Origin of the sequence: Henriciella litoralis (genome assembly GCF_002088935.1) — a bacterium.
Lineage (GTDB): Bacteria > Pseudomonadota > Alphaproteobacteria > Caulobacterales > Hyphomonadaceae > Henriciella > Henriciella litoralis.
The window spans coordinates 2,909,078-2,926,279 of sequence record NZ_NCSS01000006.1 but is presented as its reverse complement, the minus strand read 5'-3'; the positions used below and the strand labels follow the sequence as shown (position 1 = coordinate 2,926,279).

Here is a 17,202-nt window from a genome sequence, read left to right as displayed (position 1 = left end):
GGACGCAGAGACACACGAAAGTATTTCAATTTGTGAGATTGAATTTTATAACAACAGTTACATGCATAACGCCCGTTTGACATTGGAGCATCGTTTGAAAAGTACAAGTCCGAGCCGACCCAGCAAATATAACAGCGACAGCATGCAGGAGCGGCGCCATCGAATTCTGCGCGTCACCCGAAAAATGATCGCGGAAAAGGGAATCGAGGAGCTAAGCGTGCGGGATTTATGCTTGCGCGCCGAAGTCGCACAGAAGACTTTGTACAATGCGTTCGGAAGCAAGGACAACGTCATCGCCGCCGCTGTCCAAGAATACACTGATGAGTTCAACAAGTCGGTCTATTATAAGTTCCCCGCCTCCGAACTGGAAGGCCAGCTGGAGCGAAAGATAAAGGTCAATTCCAGGAACACCCAACTTCGCGCCTACACGTCCGCTCTCATGGCCGTCTACAATGCGCCGACTGCGCCTCCCGAGGTACGGCGGACGATCCGCGCCATGTCTGACGCTTCGGTCATGCCCTACATCCGGGAACTTCAGGAAAGTGATGCGCTTCAACCGAATGTTGTGATTGAATCAATGGTCTACAACGTGACCAGCCACACCTATTCCGTGCTCACTGATTGGTGCCTCAACGAGTTCGAAGACAAGTTTCTTGTCGAGCGGATATGCGAGGCCCTGCTGCTGGTCGTCATCGGTTCGACAACTGGCGAGCACAGGGCGGCGGCCGAAAGGTGGCTGTCCGACCTGCGGGCCAATAGTCGGAGCTGGAGCACTTTCCGCCGCCTCGCAGATGTCGAACCAAGGGAGCTGCGCGCTGCCTTCCTTCAATCATCGCAAAAGACGGACCGGGAGTCCCAGAAATAGGGGCCACATCCGCGTCGTTCATCGTCTGAGCTACCGACCGAAAGCTCTTCAGAGGCACATGGCTGCGTAGTGTCGCCCCTACGTCATGCCAAGATTTTCAAAATTATTACGCACTGCATTATTGAACGTTTCCTGGGTCTGGTATACGCTCCCTTCTCATCGATCCACGCAGAATGGATGCCGTCCAGAACCTGGCCAGCGAGCCACGTCATCGGCCCAAGGGAAGAGAATTAATGGCACTTGCTTCAGCGAAACTTGCACAAACGCACCCGCAGAAGACGGCGTTGGCCGACAACGACTCGAGCCTGAGCTGGCTTGAGCTGAACAGCAGTCTGAACCGCTTCGTCAATGGCCTTCTGGACTTTCCGTTTGGGCCGGAACGGCGCATGGCGGTTTTCGCGACCAACAGCAAGGAAACCGTCCTCGCCTATCTAGCCTCGCTTCATGCTGGCGTCTCTGCCGTTCCGATAAACTCTCATCTGACTGAAGAGGAAGTTGCCTACATCCTGAAGGAGTCAGAAACGGAGCTTCTGTTTGTCTCCGCAGAGACTGCGGAAATAGGAAAACGTGCCGCAGAATTGACTGGTGATGTGAAGGTAATCGTGTGGGGTGGACCGGCTCCCGAGGGAACGCAGAGCTGTCTGAACTGGCTTGATCAAATGAGTTCCGACGAACCGCGAACAGATGTGGAGCCGAAACGCTATCTTCAGTTCACGTCAGGCACGACGGGCTTTCCAAAAGCAATCGACGCTGTCGCCACGACCCTGCCTGTCGCCAAGACAACCGAGGAATTCTTCGACCTAATGCGGGAATGGACCGCCGCTCGGCCGGAGGGGCCACATCTCGCGCTCGGACCACTCTACTTCAACGCATCCCTACACTCGGTCCGTATGCTCGCAGCTGGTCATCCCTTGATCGTCATGCGCAGCTTTGACGCAGAAACCGTCCTGAGCCTGATCGACACATACAAGGTCGTAACGACACTCATGGTGCCAACCCATTTCAAGCGCCTGCTCGCCCTGCCCGAAGCGATCAGGGAAAAATATGACTTAAGTTCACTGCAGAGCGTTACCCACACCGGCGCTGCCTGCCCCCGAGAGGTCAAGCAGGCGATGATCGATTGGGTAGGTCCGATCCTGATCGAAGCCTATGGCGGAACGGAATCGGGAACGACCAATGTGATAGATTCCCATGAGTGGCAGCAGCATCCAGGTTCTGTCGGCAAGACCGTCGATAATTTCGAATTACTAATTTACGGCGAGAACGGCGAACTGCTTGGGCCTAATGAGCCAGGTGAAATCTATTTTCGAGACAAGCTCGGCAAGGGCATCGTCTATCGTAACGCCCCGGAGAAAACCAAGGCCGCTCACCGGGAGCCGGGCGTCTTCACGCTTGGCGACATCGGCTATTATGACGAAGAAGGTTTTCTCTACATCACTGATCGCGTGTCAGACATGATCGTGAGTGGCGGCGTCAACATTTACCCTGCTGAGATCGAGCAGGTGCTGCTTGGTCACGATCTCGTCGATGACGCCGTCGTCATTGGTGTGCCGAATGCCGATTTTGGCGAAGAGGTGAAGGCACTCATCGTTCCGAAAGACAAGAACGCCCCGCCTGATCCGGCACAGATCCTGGCATATCTGCGCAAAAGGCTGGCTGGATACAAATGCCCCCGGTCGATCGACTTTGTTGATGATGTCGGCCGCACGCCCGCCGGAAAGGTCAACAAGCGCGTGCTTCGAGCCTCCTATTGGCCCACGGAACGCACGATCGGTTGAACTAAAATTCACAAAGCACGAAATCCGGCGATTGATCTCTCCATTTTTATAACGCATGATACTTTACGAAGCGAATTAAGAGATCGCTGTCCGAATGATTGAGGGAGGAACGATGACAAAGTCGAATGACATAGACCCCGAAAAGCTGCTGGAGATCTATCGACGCTCCATGCGGGTCTTCAAGACCGACGAGCGGTTCCGCGAAATGCTGACCAGCGGAAAGCTGCGCCTGGTGTATTATCCCGTGCGCGGTCAGGAAGTCCTTTCGGCCTCCATGATGTGCGCCCTGAAGCCTGATGACTATCTGGTGACGACCTATCGCGGCGTGCACGACCAGGTGTCCAAAGGCATCCCGCTGAAGGACCTCTGGGCTGAGTTTACGGGCAAGGTCACCGGAACCTGTAAAGGCAAAGGCGGCCCGATGCACATCACGGACCCGGATTCCGGCGTGATGGTCACCACAGGGATTGTCGGCGGCGGCCTTCCGATTGCCAATGGCCTTGCGCTCTCCTCACAACTGGCGGGAGATGGCCGGGTAACCGTCGTGAGTTTTGGCGACGGATCGTCGAATATCGGCGCTTTCCACGAGTCGCTGAACCTTGCCTCGATCTGGAAACTTCCGGTGATCTTCCTCTGCCAGAACAATCGCTATGGCGAGCACACTGCCTACGCAGCCAGTACAGCTGCCAAGCAGATTATCGACCGGGCGCCGGGCTATGACATGGCCGCCATCCGGGTAAACGGCAACGACCCGATCGAGATGTATAACGCCGCCCGGGAAGCAGTTGAAAGAGCCCGGGCCGGAGAAGGCCCTACGCTGATTGAAGCAATGACCTACCGGATGCTGGGTCATACGTTCGGAGCCGATTTTTCATACGTCCCGAAAGACCTACAGCAGGAAGCCAAGGAGAAAGACCCGATCCCGCTGTTCAAAAAGATGATGCTGGACCGTGGTACTTCCGAGAAAGCTCTCGCCGCAATCGAGGATGAAATCACGAAAGAACTCGATGAAGCCGTTGAACACGCCTTGTCGAGCGACTTTCCGGAAATTGACGAAATCCGCTTTGACGTTCTGAAAGAGGAGATCCCGGCATGAGCACAGCGGATACAATTACCTTTTCCCAATCGATCAACCAGGCGCTCGATGAGGCCATGGCTGCCGATCCCAAGGTTTTCGTGCTCGGCGAGGATATTGCCGACGCACAGGGTGGCGGCGTCTTCAAGGCGACAGCCGGCCTGTCCGCCAAGTACGGCACCGACCGCGTCAGAACCACCCCGATCGCCGAGCAAGCGATCATGGGCGCAGCTATCGGTTCGGCAATTGCCGGCTATCGGCCCGTGGCAGAGATCATGTTCATGAACTTTCTGACCGTCTGCATGGACCAATTGGTCAATCATGCCGCAAAATTGCGTTTCATGTCTGGAGGCAAAACCTGGGTTCCCCTTACCGTGCGTTGCACGACGGGCGCCGGCGTCGGCTTCGGCGGCCAGCATTCGGATATGCTGGAAGCATGGTTCGCGCATGTTCCAGGCATGAAGGTTGTGTCGGCCTCAAATCCGGCTGAAGCCAAGGGCTTGTTGCTATCAGCGATCGAGGATGACGACCCGACCCTCGTGATCGAAGACATCATGATGTACGCGCAGAAAGGCCCGGCGCTGGAAGCAGGCGTCAAGGTGCCCCTTGGCAAGGCCAGAGTGCGCCGCGAGGGCGACGATGTAACGGTCATCACCTATGGTCGGCCGGTGAAAACAGTGGACGCTATTGCCGAAGACCTGGCCAAGGAGGGCATCGGCGTCGAGGTTATTGACTTGCGGACCATCTCACCATTTGACGCCGAGACGGTGCTGAATTCTGTAGCCAAGACCCGGCGGGCGGTTATCGTGCACGAAGCTATCAAGGCCCACGGCGTTGGCGCAGAGGTTTCCGCGCGAATTCACGAGGAACTTTTCAGCGACCTGAAAGCTCCGGTGCAAAGGATTGGCTCTAAATACGCGCCTGTCCCGTTCAGCCCGCCGCTAGAGCAGGCTTTCCTCTACAGCCCGGAAGAAATCACCTCAGCCATCAGGCGAGTGCTCGGCTAAGCAGGCGCGGGCTGAACCAGTTTTTTTGCCGGTTCAGCCCCTTGCTGGCCAATTAGCAGAGCACGTGCGCCTGCAGCACGCTGCCGCGACAGGAACAATGCCGATATATTTTCCCGATATTCTGTCCGAGGCCACGGTGCCCCGAGAGTTCAGCTATGACCAGAAAGACGTCATGCTGTACGCACTCGGCATCGGCATGAGCGAAGAAGCTGACGGTCTCGACTTCGTTTACGAAAAAAATCTCCAGGTCGTTCCGACCGCCGCTACAGTGCTAGGCGGCTCGATCATGCCGGCACTGTCTGCCGCTCCGGGGACGCGGAAGAGTTCCTATCATTTCGCGAAAGTGGTTCATGCGAGTCAGAAGGTCACACTGAACAGGCCTCTGCTGGCGGCCGACACACTGACGACGCAAACGCGCACAACTGACGTTGTCGACAAGGGGCCGGATCGCGGCGCGATTGTCACCACACAAACGCGCTGGACTGACCGTGACGGGGTGCTGGTCGCGACGCTCGACAATACGATCATGGCGCGAGCCGATGGTGGATTTGGTGGACCGAGTACGACACCCGCATCAAGCCACAGCGTCCCCTCGCGCCCGGCAGATCAGAGCATTTTGATCGCCACGCGAGAAGATCAGGCGCTCGTCTACCGTCTGAACGGGGACTCCAACCCCCTCCATGCCGATCCCGCCGTCGCACAGGCGGCCGGATTTCCCCGCCCCATTCTCCACGGCCTGTGTACTTACGGACTAACCTGCCGCGCAGTTCTTCGCGCCTACGCAAACATGAATGCAGCGAGAGTCCTTAGCCACGAAGCACGGTTCTCCGCTCCCGTCTTTCCCGGCGATGTCCTTAAGGTCGACATGTGGAAGAACGGCGATGCCATCCACTTCGAAGCCTCGGTTCCTCAAAGGGACGTCGTTGTCGTTCGTGGTGGCTACACGGTCCTGTCCCCCGCTAGCGAGAGCACCAGTAGAAAGACCTCAACCTTGGAAAAACAAAGTCAGGAGCAATCATGAAAACCGAAATAAGGATCCCCGGCCTCGGCGCGGGTATGGCAGAAGGCACTATCACCGATTGGCATGTCGACAACGGCGGCAAGATCGAACAGGGCGACCTGCTCTACACGCTGGAAAGCGAAAAAACAGCGCAAGATGTAGAATCTCCGGTCACTGGTGTCGTTCAGCGGATCGGCACGGAAGGCGAAACCTATCCAGTCGGCGAGATCATCGCCATTATCGAGCACTGACCGTACCAGTCAGGGCCGTCTCGGACGCAATTCCAAAAAGATAACATGCACGATTTTTGTTGACATGATGCTCTGACCTCCTAGGCTGATCTCAAGCAATAACAGCAGAGAAAAACTGCGGCGATCATCAAGGGAGAAAGAAGTCATGAACGTCCACGATCCTAAGTTCCGCCCTGACCGTCACCCGGCGATCTCCTATGGCGAAGTCCTCGACATGGAGTCCCGGGACGTGCCGGACTATCTGCGAGAAGGACGGGTCGTCGATTTCGGCCCGGAGCCCGTCGCCGCAAGTCGCTATTTTGATCGGACCTTCTTCGAGAAGGAAGCCGAACACGTCTGGAGCCGCACCTGGCAGCTGGCCTGCCGAGAAGAGGACATCCCAAAAGTCGGCGACTTCCACATCTACGAAATCCTTGGTCGGTCACTGATCGTGGTCCGGTCTAGCGAGAACGAGATCAAGGCTTTCTACAATGCCTGCCTCCACCGCGGACGGAAACTCGTCACGCAGAATGGCTGCAAGCAGGAATTCAAGTGCCCGTATCACGGCTTCACCTGGAATCGGGATGGCAGCTTCAAGGAGAACCCGATAGACTGGGATTTCCAGCACATCCCTCCTGAGAACTATTCCCTTCCTGAAGCGAAGGTCGAATGCTGGGGCGGCTTCGTTTTCATCAATTTCGACCCGGCGGCCAAACCCTTGATGGATGTCATCAAGCCATTGGCCGAAGATTTCGAGCGCTTCGATTTTGCCAACCGCTATCGCGCCGCCTGGGTACAAAAAGTCGTCCCCGCCAACTGGAAGGCAACCGCAGAAGCCTTCATGGAAGCGCACCATAGCGTCACGACACATCCGCAGATCCTACCAGGGATTGGTGATGCGAACAGCCAGTATGATGTCCCCAATGACTGGGTCAGCCGCCAGTTCTCGGCGACGGGCATTCCCAGCCCCTTCATAGAGCCGCCTTCTGAGCAGGAGATTCTCAACTATCTCACCGGCCGCAAGATGAAGATCAAGGATAATAGCGGTGGACCGGAGCTTCCGGAAGGCACGACAGCGCGCAAGTACGTTGCAGAGGGCGCACGGGCCTCGCTGAGCGAACAGACCGGCAAGGACTATTCCCACGCGACCGATGCAGAAATGCTCGACTCCATCCTGTACAACGTCTTCCCGAACATGTGCTTTTGGGCCGGTTACGTGTCGAACATCGTATACAGGTGGCGGCCCAACGGGACCGATCCCGACACAAGCATTATGGATATCATGATCCTTCGCCCATACGACATGTCGGGCGAGCGGCCTAAGCCCGCGCCCATGCAGCGTATCGAGATCGACGAACCGATGTCCGATGCCGAAGAGCAGTTTGGTGCAGACCTCTGTGCAGTGTTCGAACAGGACATGGGCAATCTTCGTCATGTTCAGAGCGGCCTCAAGGCATCCGGCAATGGCGCTGTGACGCTCGGCCGCTACAGTGAGCAGAAGATCGCGCAGCTCCACAAGATGATCGACCGCCTCATTATCGAAGGCGAGTCGATGAACAGGGCGGGCGTCTAGGCCCTCAGCTCGCAGGCCTTGTACATCAAGGCAGGGCCAACCTGCTCAAGACGACCGTAATCTCATCGCGCGGGCCAACCGGCCGCGCCTTGCTGACACTATGAGTGACGGCTCGAACCGCTCACCGCCAACAAGGAGGAAAGGACAATGCGCGCCAGCACGGCCGAACACTCGCCGACAGGTCTTGCATGGCGGATCCTCGCGCTCGTTGTGGTGCTTCAGGCCGTAGCAATCGGCGTGACGACATATTGCTTCACCTTTCTCGTCACACCCTGGATGGCTGAATTTTCGCTCAGTCGCAGCGAGGTCCTGACAGCCGTAACAGTACATATCTTCGCTGCGGGCGCGTGGGGGTTCGTTCTTGGCCGCATGATGGATCGATATCCATCAAGGTATCTTCTCTGCGGTGGCATCGCCGCATTCACCCTCGGACTAATCCTTCTCTCCTTCGCCACAAGCATGCTGATGATCATCCTGATTTACGCGCTCATCATGCCGGTTGCCATTCACCTTTCAGGCTCTCTGGCCGCAATGGTTGTGGTCGCCCGCAATTTTGACGAACGCCGCGGACTTGCGCTCGGCCTGACGTCAATGGGAACGTCCATTGGCGGGGTCGTCTTCCCGTTCGTTTTTGCCCGTCTTCTGGCCGATTTCGGCTGGCGGGAAACTCTCCTCTCTATCGGCGTGGTCGCAGGCGTGGTGCTGACGCCGATCTGCTATCTCGTGCTTCGCCATGAGAACAATCATGTTCCGGCTGGCAAGGCGGGGCCACGTTCCGAGGGCACGGAGGACACGCCGGGCGTGTTGCTTTATCTGAAACGGCCAGACTTCTGGTTCTACGCAACTGCCTATCTTCTGGCCTTTGTCGTCTTCACCAGCCTTCAGAACAATATCGATCCCTACGCCGCCGATCTTGGCATCGCGCCGGCAGACGCCGCCATGATCGTATCGGCCTATTCCCTCTCCATGATCTTCGGAAAACTCGTCTTCGGCTTTCTGGCGGACCGTGTCGACAATCGTTACCTGTTCAGTGCTGCTTCCGTGACGATTGCCTTCTCGTCCTTCCTGCTGGCGACGACGACGAACCATGCCGGCGCGCTCATGGCGTTTGCCATCATGGGCTTCGCAAGCGGCGCGCTGATGCCCCTCAATGGCAGCATCGTCGCCAATGTCTTCGGCCCGAAGCACATGGGCCGGGTGATGGGCCTCGCCATGCCGATCATGACACTCTGCGCGTTCGGGCCAGTTCTGGCCGGAAGGCTGAGAGACCAGACAGGCAGCTATCAGCTCGTTTTCCAGGGTTGCGTCATCATCGCGTTACTGGCGGTGCCCGTCATCCTGATGCTGAAGCCGCGGGCCGTTCCGCCGCTCCCCGAAGGCGCAGCATGAGACAGCTTTCCAGACCACATGAGCGGGAATTCCGACAATGACGGACAACCACCCAGTGAGGCGGCAGGCCAGCCGGCAACGCGACTGGAGACATCATTGGGAAAGCGAACGATGACGCATTTCAAGGACCAGACGATTATCATCACCGGGGGTGCAACCGGTCTCGGCGCAGCAGCTGCGGAACTCGCAGCCCGCCAGGGGGCGAGGGTTGCCGTGCTCGACCTGAATGAACTGGAAGGACGAGCGACGGCTGATCGGGTCAACGGAAAATTCTGGCCTCTGGATGTAAGCAGGGCCGAAGACTGGGCAGGCGTACTGGACGATGTCGAACAACAGCTAGGCCCGGCGCGATTTGCGTTTCTGAACGCCGGGATCATGACACGCCGCCTTAATCCGGAGCTTTCGATTTCACCTGAAGAAATCCTGAACGTCGATCGGTACGAACAACTCGTCCGTGTAAATCTCAACGGCGTATTCTATGGAATATCTCATCTCCTGCCGCTGTTCACGAAGGCCGGCGAAGGCGCGATAACGGTCACCAGTTCCGTCGGCGGATTGCAACCCATCCCGTTCGATCCGGTCTATTCGATGACGAAGCACGGCCTTGTCGGACTGGTTCGCAGCCTGGGCGCTGCCCTCGCATCGGGGCCTGTGCGCATAAACGCAATTTGCCCGGGCGGCTTTTCAAGCGACCTCTTTCCGGTCGAATTGCGGACAGCGGACACTTTGCGTCCAGACGAAGTTGCACAACAGGCCCTTGATCTCCTGGCAACCGGCAGCATGGGTGAAATCCGCGCTGTCCTCAGCCGGCAAGATATCTCGCGCCCTGTCCCCGTGCCGGATCTGGGAGAGTGAGTGCGCCCGGCCGCGGCGGGTCTCTCCAAGCGACACAACCTTAACATTGCCATTCAGCATATTATAACACATGATACTTTTAGTTAGAATAAGGCGGTCACAATGCTTCCCAAATTCGTGAAGGGCCAGGAAACCGGCATCGAATTCCCCACGACGATAGAATCCCTGCTTGAGGCCGGGCCCGACTTTCTGACGAAAGCCTTCAGAGCGGCAGGGTCCCTGCCCGAAGATGATCGCGTCACTGAGATTACACGCGCAAAGGAATTCGTGGGCGGCGGCATGGGACGCAAGCTTCTGCTCGATGTCGCCTATGAGCGGGGCGATGGCCTGCATCGCAATCTCTTCATCAAGTTCCCGCACGATTACGGGCATCCTCTGAGAGAGCTGTTCTGCTATCCGATGGAAGCGGAAGTGCGCCTCTACCTCCTGTCCATCAAGACGGCGCTGCCGATTGAAATTCCGGCCGGCTACTTCGCCGACTTCGACCACGAAACGGTTAGCGGCATCGTCATCACCGAACGTGTGGCCTTCGAAGAGGGCGGCATCGGCCCGATGCTCGAGAAATGCCAGGATTTCAATCTCGACGACCCACTTGCCTACTACAAGACCGTCGTCAAATCTGTCGCGACACTTGCCGGAGCGCACAGGGCTGGAAAGCTGGGCGCCGGCGTCGGCGAGAAATTCCCCATGCCCGCGACGCAGATCGAGGGCGGCGAAGTCTTTCGTCATAGCCGCGAAGTGATGGATGAGAAGCTCGCAAAAATTCGCGAATATGCCGCTGCGGCGCCCCAGCTTCTGCCCAAGAACTTTGCGTCCAAGGAATTCCTTGACCGGTTTTGTAACGAGGTCTCCCTCGTGCTCGATCATCACAAAGAAATCTACGCCTACATCAACAGTCAGGACGATCTGGTCGCCCTTTGCCACTGGAACATCAACATCGACAATGCCTGGTTCTGGCGTGACGCGGCCGGAGAACTCCAGGTCGGCCTGCTGGACTGGGGCAATGTCTGTCAGATGAATTTGGCGCGCGCTTTCTGGGGCATGATCTGTGCCGCTGAGCTCGACATGATCGATGCGCACCGGCGCGAATTGATGGAGGACTTCGTCCACTACTATCATGCAGGTGGCGGCCCTAAAGTCTCCGTCGATGACTTCGAACTCTCCTATCGGCTGACGATCAGTGTGGAGGGGCTACTCTGGATGTGCGATGCGCCGACCATCGTCGAAGCGAACCTTCCGAACTATGCAGAGATGAGCGGCCGCCACGACCCAAGGCTTCAGAATACATTTCTGGCCCGCGCTCAGCAGCATATCCTGACCGTCATGCTCAACGAATTCTCGTTCAGCAATGTCAGCGAAATCATTCCTGATGTCTTGTCGGAAAATGCCCAATTGGTCGCGCAGACCAACTGAGCACGAACCATGGTGGATGACAGTCACCTCCCTTCAGCCGGCGGGGCGACGGCGGAATATCGGCAGGCTGGCGCGTTCTTCTTCAGTGAGCAGAATGGCACTTTTCATCCAACCGACGCGTGCGTCGGATACTGGTCCAGCGACAGCATTGCCGGGCGTTTCGCGGGCGGATTGCTTGGGTTTTCCCTCGAACGGGAATTTGGCCGGGAGGGATGGATACCGAGCCGGTTTTGCGTCGACCTGTTGCGTCTGCCGCCCCGCGGACCCCTGACCGTTTTGTCGCGACTGGTCCGCGATGGCGGGCGCCTCAGGCTGGCTGAGGCCGAGCTTGTCGGCAATGATCAGACTGTCGCGCGCGCCTCCTGTCTCTTTCTCAAGCAGACAAGTCAGCCTCCCTCCCCGACGTGGCAAACCCCTGGTTGGCGGCGCCACGTACCAGACGATTTGCCTGCCGATGAGAGCTTTTCCCACGTATGGGATCTGCGGCCCGTTCCCGAAGGCATACGGCCATCAGGAAGGCGCATTGAGCCGGAAACTGGTAAAAGCTTGCGCGACGCCCCACCAGACGACGCCTACCCCCTTGGATCGGTGTCGTCTTTCAATGCCCGGCAGGTCTGGGCGCGGGAAATCATGCCGATTGTGGAGAGCGCCCCGCTCACGCCATTTACACGGGTGGCAACGGCCGCGGACTTCACCAGCCCCTTGTCAAATAGTGGTGAGAGCTCGATTGATTTCATCAATTGCGATTTCACCGTTTATCTGCATCGCCTGCCTGTCTCGGAGTGGATCGGCATCGACTTGATGAAACATAACTCGACACAAGGTGTGGCCATCGGCGAATGCTGGCTCCACGATGAAACCGGCCCGATCGGGACAGTCAATGTCGCAGCGCTGTCAAATCGTAGGCGTCCGTAAACTGGGAGACCGGCAACGTCCTAGGATGAGACCGTCTTTGAAGCGAAGGCCGTCTAGGCTGCGACCTCCTCCAAAAGCCCGAGATCAGCTGCCTTGATCCAGGCGAGATGTTTGGACGGCGTCCCCATCTTCATCATGGCGTTCTGAACATGGAAGGTCACCGTGCGCTCTCGAATATTCATGATCTTTGCCGATTCCCAAGCCGTCTTGCCTTTCATGGCAAGGATCAGACATTGCCTTTCGCGAGGCGTAAGCGAGATCGCCGTCGCGCTTGTACGACCAAGCCGCGTGTAAGCCTGACACAACGCATTTGCGATGGTGAGGACACAACCGTAATTCTCGTCATTCTGTTGGAATGTCGACCTGTCTTGCGAGCTTGCCATGCAGGTGAATGTGTAGGTCCGGGCAATCGGTCCACGGATGATAACGGACACACCGGCTTCATAGCCGACCGCTCTCGATTTCTCGAAGAGTTGTGCACAAGGCTCCCTGTCGAGATAGTCTTTGCACTCCCAGAACACGGGAAGCCAGCTGGTGGACAGCTTCTGGTGAACCGGATCCACCAAGTACATCCGCTCTTTTATATAGGCTTCCATGTGCGTTGAATCGAACTTTCCGAATCCAAGCTGCGGAACATCCTTTTTTTCTGTCAGCATGAAGTCGCTGAATCCCAGCCTCTCCAGGACGGAACCCGTAACTTCACGCAATTCCTCTTTCGAATCTACGAAATTCGATTGTTTTAAATACTCAACGCACTCCAACTCTTCCTCCCAAAAGGTGTCGTCCATCCAAGGTGTGCTTTTGCATCTCCGAGGCGGCCGTTCAAATGTTACGTCATAACTGTCCTTCTATCGTTGCGACGACGGGCGCGTTGCTCAGTGCATTACCTTTATTCAGCTTCGCGCTTTATAGGCACTTTATCGTCCCGAGGCTGCAGCTGAGGCGAAAATCTGTCAACTGATCAATGGTCATAAAGTGGCTCTTCCGGTGGTTGCGAAGTCTAATGACCCACCTGTCACCTTTAACAGGGTCACCAATATTATAACGGGTTATACATTGCAATCGGACCCAAGCAAACCGGTAGGTAAGCAACATGGCAGAATCGAAGCCCAGCCTCCTAAAAAGTCACGACTTCATGGACCGGGAGATCATTCAGTCTCCCTTCAAGTTCTATCAAGCACTCAGGAACGAAGCTCCGGTCTATCAGCTGCCGAAGAGCCCAATACCAGGCAAGCGAGTCTTTGTCGTCAGCACCTATAAGCTGATCCGGGAAGACGTACTGCCTGACTGGAAGACCTACTCAAACCGTTTCGGCGCCTTGATGGGACAAACACTATCAAAAGACCCTGAGATCGCGGAAATCGAAGCGCAAGGCTACGAGCCGGTCGATACCATGCTGACGGAGGACCCACCTGCCCAGCGCAAGTATCGTTCCATTGTCAGCCCGGCCTTCTCGATGCGCAGGGTGGCTGGCTGGGACGCCGCCATTGAGCAGATAGCCAATGACCTGATTGATCAGTTCGAGCAAAAGGGCGAAGCCGACTTCCTGAAAGACTTCTCGATTCAGCTTCCGATCTATGTGATCGCCGACGCTATTGGCGTTCCACGGCAAGATCATAAGAAAATCAAGGGATGGGCGGACGCAGCGATCGCCGCCATAAGCCGCATGCAGGGGCGCGATGCGGCCATCGAGAGCGCCCGCGCCAGTGTAGAAATGCAGCATTACCTCGTCGATCTGCTCGAAAAGCGGCGCCAATCCCCCGAGGATGACATTCTCACGATACTTGTGAACGCCAAATTTGATGAAGACCGGGGCCTCACCAATTCGGAAATGCTCTCAATCCTTCGCCAGCTTATGATCGCGGGTCACGAGACCACCACCAACGCGCTCGGCGGAGGACTGGTCTATATTCTCAGTGAGCCGGGAGCACAGGCGAAGTTCATTGAGACACCAGACCTGCTCGACAACGCAGTAGAAGAAATTCTTCGTCTCGAAGCCTCAACGAAGGGTATGTGGCGAATCGTAAATGAGGACACGACACTTGGCGGGGTCTCCCTGAAGCAAGGCGATGTACTCTTTCTAAGCTACGACTCAGCGAACCGCGATGAAGCGGTCTTCGAGAATGGTGATGCTTGCCAGTTCGATCGCAGCAATGCGAGTCAGCACCTGTCCTTTGGCGCTGGCATACACAGCTGTATCGGCGCGCTTCTCGCCAAGAAGGAAATGCGCATCGCGTTCGAACTGCTGCTCACGCGTCTGCCGAACCTGCGGCTGACGCCGGGACGCAACTCATTGGAATATCTGGAAAGCTTGCTGCATCGCGGATTCAGAAGCCTCCACATCAGCTTCGACGCTCCCCGAGCAGGACAGCGCTGAAGCAAGAGGCTGGCATGCCGGAAACGGCATACAAGACAAGACTCGGGAGGGAAGACTGGAATCTCAAAAAGCGGCGAGCCGCTCGACTGGATAAATGAATGCACGGTTGGCGCCAGACTGACTTCAGGTGCGCCCGACCGCGATCAGGCGGACCTGACCCGTTGCGTCAAGATCAACCGAACCAAAAAAAAATACCGATCGATCACAGAACCGATTGGTGACAAGGGAGGAAATAGAAATGCGCTATCTAAACTTCACAAGATCACTGATGATATCAACGGCGCTGGTCGCCGTATCTGTTCCGGCATTTGCCCAGAACGAACCGGATGACAAACCGGCCGCCACGGAGGACGCGGTGCTTACCGCCGATACGATCCTGGTGACAGCCCGCAAGCGCCCGGAAACGCTGATGAGCGCGCCGCTTACCGTTCAGGCGGTGACGTCGGAGGAACTCGCCAAAAATCCCGCCTCGGACGTTCGCAGCCTTACCGCCATGCTACCCAATGTGACAGCGACATCCTCAAGCACGGGGGCCCAAGGCTCATTCAATATTCGCGGTATCGGCGGGGCCAATGCGGCCGATGCCGGGGTCGACCAGTCGGTAGCGGTGGTCATAGACGAGATTCCGATCTCCCGCGGCACGGCAGCCTCGGGCGCGTTTTTCGACCTGGCGAGCATTCAGGCCCTGCCCGGCCCGCAAGCGCTGTATTTTGGCAAGAACGCGTCTGCCGGCGTCATTTCCTTCACCACGGCACGTCCGGACTTCGAGTTCGGTGGATACGTCAAGGGCGGTTACGAGTTCGAGGCAGAAGACAAGTATACAGAGGGCGCTGTCTCCATCCCGCTCAGCGATACGCTATCGATAAGGCTCGCCGGCCGCTTCAACCAAAGCGAGGGCTGGCTCAAGAACGTAGCGGCTCCAATCGTCAATCCTGTCGAAATCGAACCGACTTTTGCCCTGCAGCCTGGCGCGCTCGATGACCGGCTTGGCGGGAGAGAAAGCTATGCAGGCCGTATATCTGTTCTGTATGAGCCAAACAGCGATTTTTCGGCGCTTCTGAAGTTCCAGGCAGCCAATGTGGAGACCGACGGTCTCGGTGCGACCTATGAAGCAATGTATTGCTCGGACGGGGCATCGCACACATACAACCTGCCGGAACCGAGTGGCGATTGTAAGCTGAACGGGCGCACGACGGTTTCGGCAATGAATGCCAACCTCGCCAAGTATTTTCCGTTTGCCCGAAACGGCATTCCTTACAGCGAAACCGAAAGCAAACTCGGGAGCCTGCAACTTGAGTACGATGCCGGCCTTTTCTCGATCTCGTCAGTGACAGGCTACTATGATGCAAGCGTCCGTGGTCTCGGTAATGCCAGCAACGCTCAATACATGTATTTTCCAGGAGGAAACGGCGTTTCAGATGAGCAGATCAGCCAGGAAATCCGGCTGACCACTGAATTTGACGGCCCGCTGAACTACATCGTCGGCGCCTATGCGGACCATCAGGAACGCTATGCAGACACGGTGGGTCGGGGCCTCATCTTCGGGTACCTGCCTCCAATCAACGAAACCGTGCTGCCCGACGGTGCAGACGACGTCCTTCCGACGGCGCTTGGGTACTGGCCACAACACGAGGGAGAGACCGATACCTATTCGGTGTTCGGCCAGGTGACATGGGATATCTCATCAAAACTCACACTCGATGCGGGCGCCCGCTTTACGAAAGTGGAGGGCAAGAACAGCAGCCGGAACAGCTATGTCGACCCCTTCTACAACAGCCTCGGAATCTTCGTCCCGCCGACGACCACCGTCCGCAACGAATTTGACGAAGAAAATGTCTCTCCGGAGGCAACGCTCAGCTATCAGCCGAATACCGACACCACGGTCTACGTGACCTACAAAACCGGCTATAAACCCGGCGGCATTTCCAACCCGGCTGTTCTTCTCAACTCCGTCTTCGCCCAGGACGTGGTCTTTGAAAAAGAGACATCGAGCGGCGGTGAGGTCGGCATCAAGACGCGCCTTGCCAATGGCCGGGCGAACGTTATTGCGTCCATCTACCGTTACGAGTTCGACGACTTGCAGCTCAGCCAGTTCGACTCGGCGACCACAAGCTTCTTCATCCAGAATGCCGGCTCAGCCATCACGCAGGGCGTCGATCTTCAGGCCACTGCACAGTTAACCGACGAGCTGTCCGTCAACGGCATCGTCAACTACAATGATGGTTACTTCTCGGACTATAAGGATGCAGGTTGCTATCCGACACAGACCCCTGAACAGGGTTGCGTCGGCGGGCTGCAGGACCGGACCGACTCACCGCTTCCCAACGCACCCGAGTGGGTCGTCATGGCCGGGGCATCCTGGGAGAAACCGATCAGCGCAAACCTAGCCCTCGGCATCGACGTGGATGCGAAGTACTCTGATGAATATTCCCTGGGGGCCGGTGGGTCGCCGAATGCCGTCCAGGACAGCTTCACAAAACTGAATGCGCGCGTGCGCCTGATGGCGCGCGATGAAAGCTGGGATCTGGCTCTGATCGGCCGGAACCTCACCAATGAGTATGTTGGGCTGGTCGCGACCAACAAACCCGGGACAAACAACGCGCAGGACGGCAATGCCGAACTTGTCATGGCGACGATCGATCGCGGTCGCAGCGTCGCGATCCAGCTTCAGAAGCGGTTCTAAATCGCAAGCGGCGGCCATGCCTTCGGGGCAGAGCCGCCGCTT

At 57.1% G+C, this 17,202-nt stretch carries 14 protein-coding genes; 13 read left to right on the top strand and 1 reads right to left on the bottom strand.

Features of this window, described 5'->3' with window-relative positions:
* The first annotated feature begins 61 nt into the window (after positions 1–61).
* The 11 genes from B8783_RS17750 (at position 62) to B8783_RS17700 (ending at position 12,100) form a co-directional block, all read left to right on the top strand.
* On the top strand, positions 62–865 hold the full coding sequence (locus tag B8783_RS17750; protein WP_084421686.1) for a TetR/AcrR family transcriptional regulator: 804 nt from the start codon (positions 62–64) through the stop codon (positions 863–865).
* Positions 866–1,098: 233 nt separating this feature from the next.
* Complete coding sequence (locus B8783_RS17745) at positions 1,099–2,643, top strand: AMP-binding protein (RefSeq protein WP_084421684.1); 1,545 nt, start codon at positions 1,099–1,101, stop codon at positions 2,641–2,643.
* 112 nt (positions 2,644–2,755) lie between these two features.
* Positions 2,756–3,739 (top strand): thiamine pyrophosphate-dependent dehydrogenase E1 component subunit alpha, encoded by a 984-nt coding sequence (locus tag B8783_RS17740; RefSeq protein WP_084421682.1) that lies wholly within the window; start codon positions 2,756–2,758, stop codon positions 3,737–3,739.
* Complete coding sequence (locus B8783_RS17735) at positions 3,736–4,725, top strand: alpha-ketoacid dehydrogenase subunit beta (RefSeq protein ID WP_084421680.1); 990 nt, start codon at positions 3,736–3,738, stop codon at positions 4,723–4,725. Before B8783_RS17740 ends, B8783_RS17735 begins: the two co-directional genes overlap by 4 nt.
* Positions 4,726–4,822: 97 nt before the next feature.
* The gene (locus B8783_RS17730) at positions 4,823–5,746 is read left to right on the top strand and encodes a MaoC family dehydratase (RefSeq protein ID WP_084421678.1); all 924 of its coding nucleotides are present in this window, start codon (positions 4,823–4,825) and stop codon (positions 5,744–5,746) included.
* On the top strand, positions 5,743–5,976 hold the full coding sequence (locus tag B8783_RS17725; protein WP_084421676.1) for a biotin/lipoyl-containing protein: 234 nt from the start codon (positions 5,743–5,745) through the stop codon (positions 5,974–5,976). The genes B8783_RS17730 and B8783_RS17725 overlap by 4 nt, the downstream gene beginning before the upstream one ends.
* Positions 5,977–6,121: 145 nt before the next feature.
* The gene (locus B8783_RS17720; protein ID WP_084421674.1) at positions 6,122–7,528 is read left to right on the top strand and encodes an aromatic ring-hydroxylating oxygenase subunit alpha; all 1,407 of its coding nucleotides are present in this window, start codon (positions 6,122–6,124) and stop codon (positions 7,526–7,528) included.
* A gap of 147 nt (positions 7,529–7,675) precedes the next feature.
* Positions 7,676–8,917, top strand: a complete 1,242-nt coding sequence (locus B8783_RS17715; RefSeq protein WP_084421672.1) for an MFS transporter — start codon at positions 7,676–7,678, stop codon at positions 8,915–8,917.
* A gap of 111 nt (positions 8,918–9,028) precedes the next feature.
* On the top strand, positions 9,029–9,772 hold the full coding sequence (locus B8783_RS17710; RefSeq protein WP_169711850.1) for an SDR family NAD(P)-dependent oxidoreductase: 744 nt from the start codon (positions 9,029–9,031) through the stop codon (positions 9,770–9,772).
* A gap of 102 nt (positions 9,773–9,874) precedes the next feature.
* The gene (locus B8783_RS17705) at positions 9,875–11,185 is read left to right on the top strand and encodes a hypothetical protein (RefSeq protein WP_084421668.1); all 1,311 of its coding nucleotides are present in this window, start codon (positions 9,875–9,877) and stop codon (positions 11,183–11,185) included.
* 9 nt (positions 11,186–11,194) lie between these two features.
* Complete coding sequence (locus tag B8783_RS17700; protein ID WP_084421666.1) at positions 11,195–12,100, top strand: thioesterase family protein; 906 nt, start codon at positions 11,195–11,197, stop codon at positions 12,098–12,100.
* Between the two features lie 53 nt (positions 12,101–12,153).
* Here the strand turns inward: B8783_RS17700 and B8783_RS17695 are convergent, their stop codons facing one another.
* The gene (locus tag B8783_RS17695) at positions 12,154–12,888 is read right to left on the bottom strand and encodes a helix-turn-helix transcriptional regulator (RefSeq protein WP_084421664.1); all 735 of its coding nucleotides are present in this window, start codon (positions 12,886–12,888) and stop codon (positions 12,154–12,156) included.
* A 305-nt stretch (positions 12,889–13,193) separates the two neighbouring features.
* On the opposite strand from B8783_RS17695, the gene B8783_RS17690 reads away from it, so the two are divergent.
* Positions 13,194–14,477, top strand: a complete 1,284-nt coding sequence (locus B8783_RS17690; RefSeq protein ID WP_084421663.1) for a cytochrome P450 — start codon at positions 13,194–13,196, stop codon at positions 14,475–14,477.
* Positions 14,478–14,715: 238 nt separating this feature from the next.
* The gene (locus B8783_RS17685; RefSeq protein ID WP_084421661.1) at positions 14,716–17,160 is read left to right on the top strand and encodes a TonB-dependent receptor; all 2,445 of its coding nucleotides are present in this window, start codon (positions 14,716–14,718) and stop codon (positions 17,158–17,160) included.
* Positions 17,161–17,202: the final 42 nt, after the last annotated feature.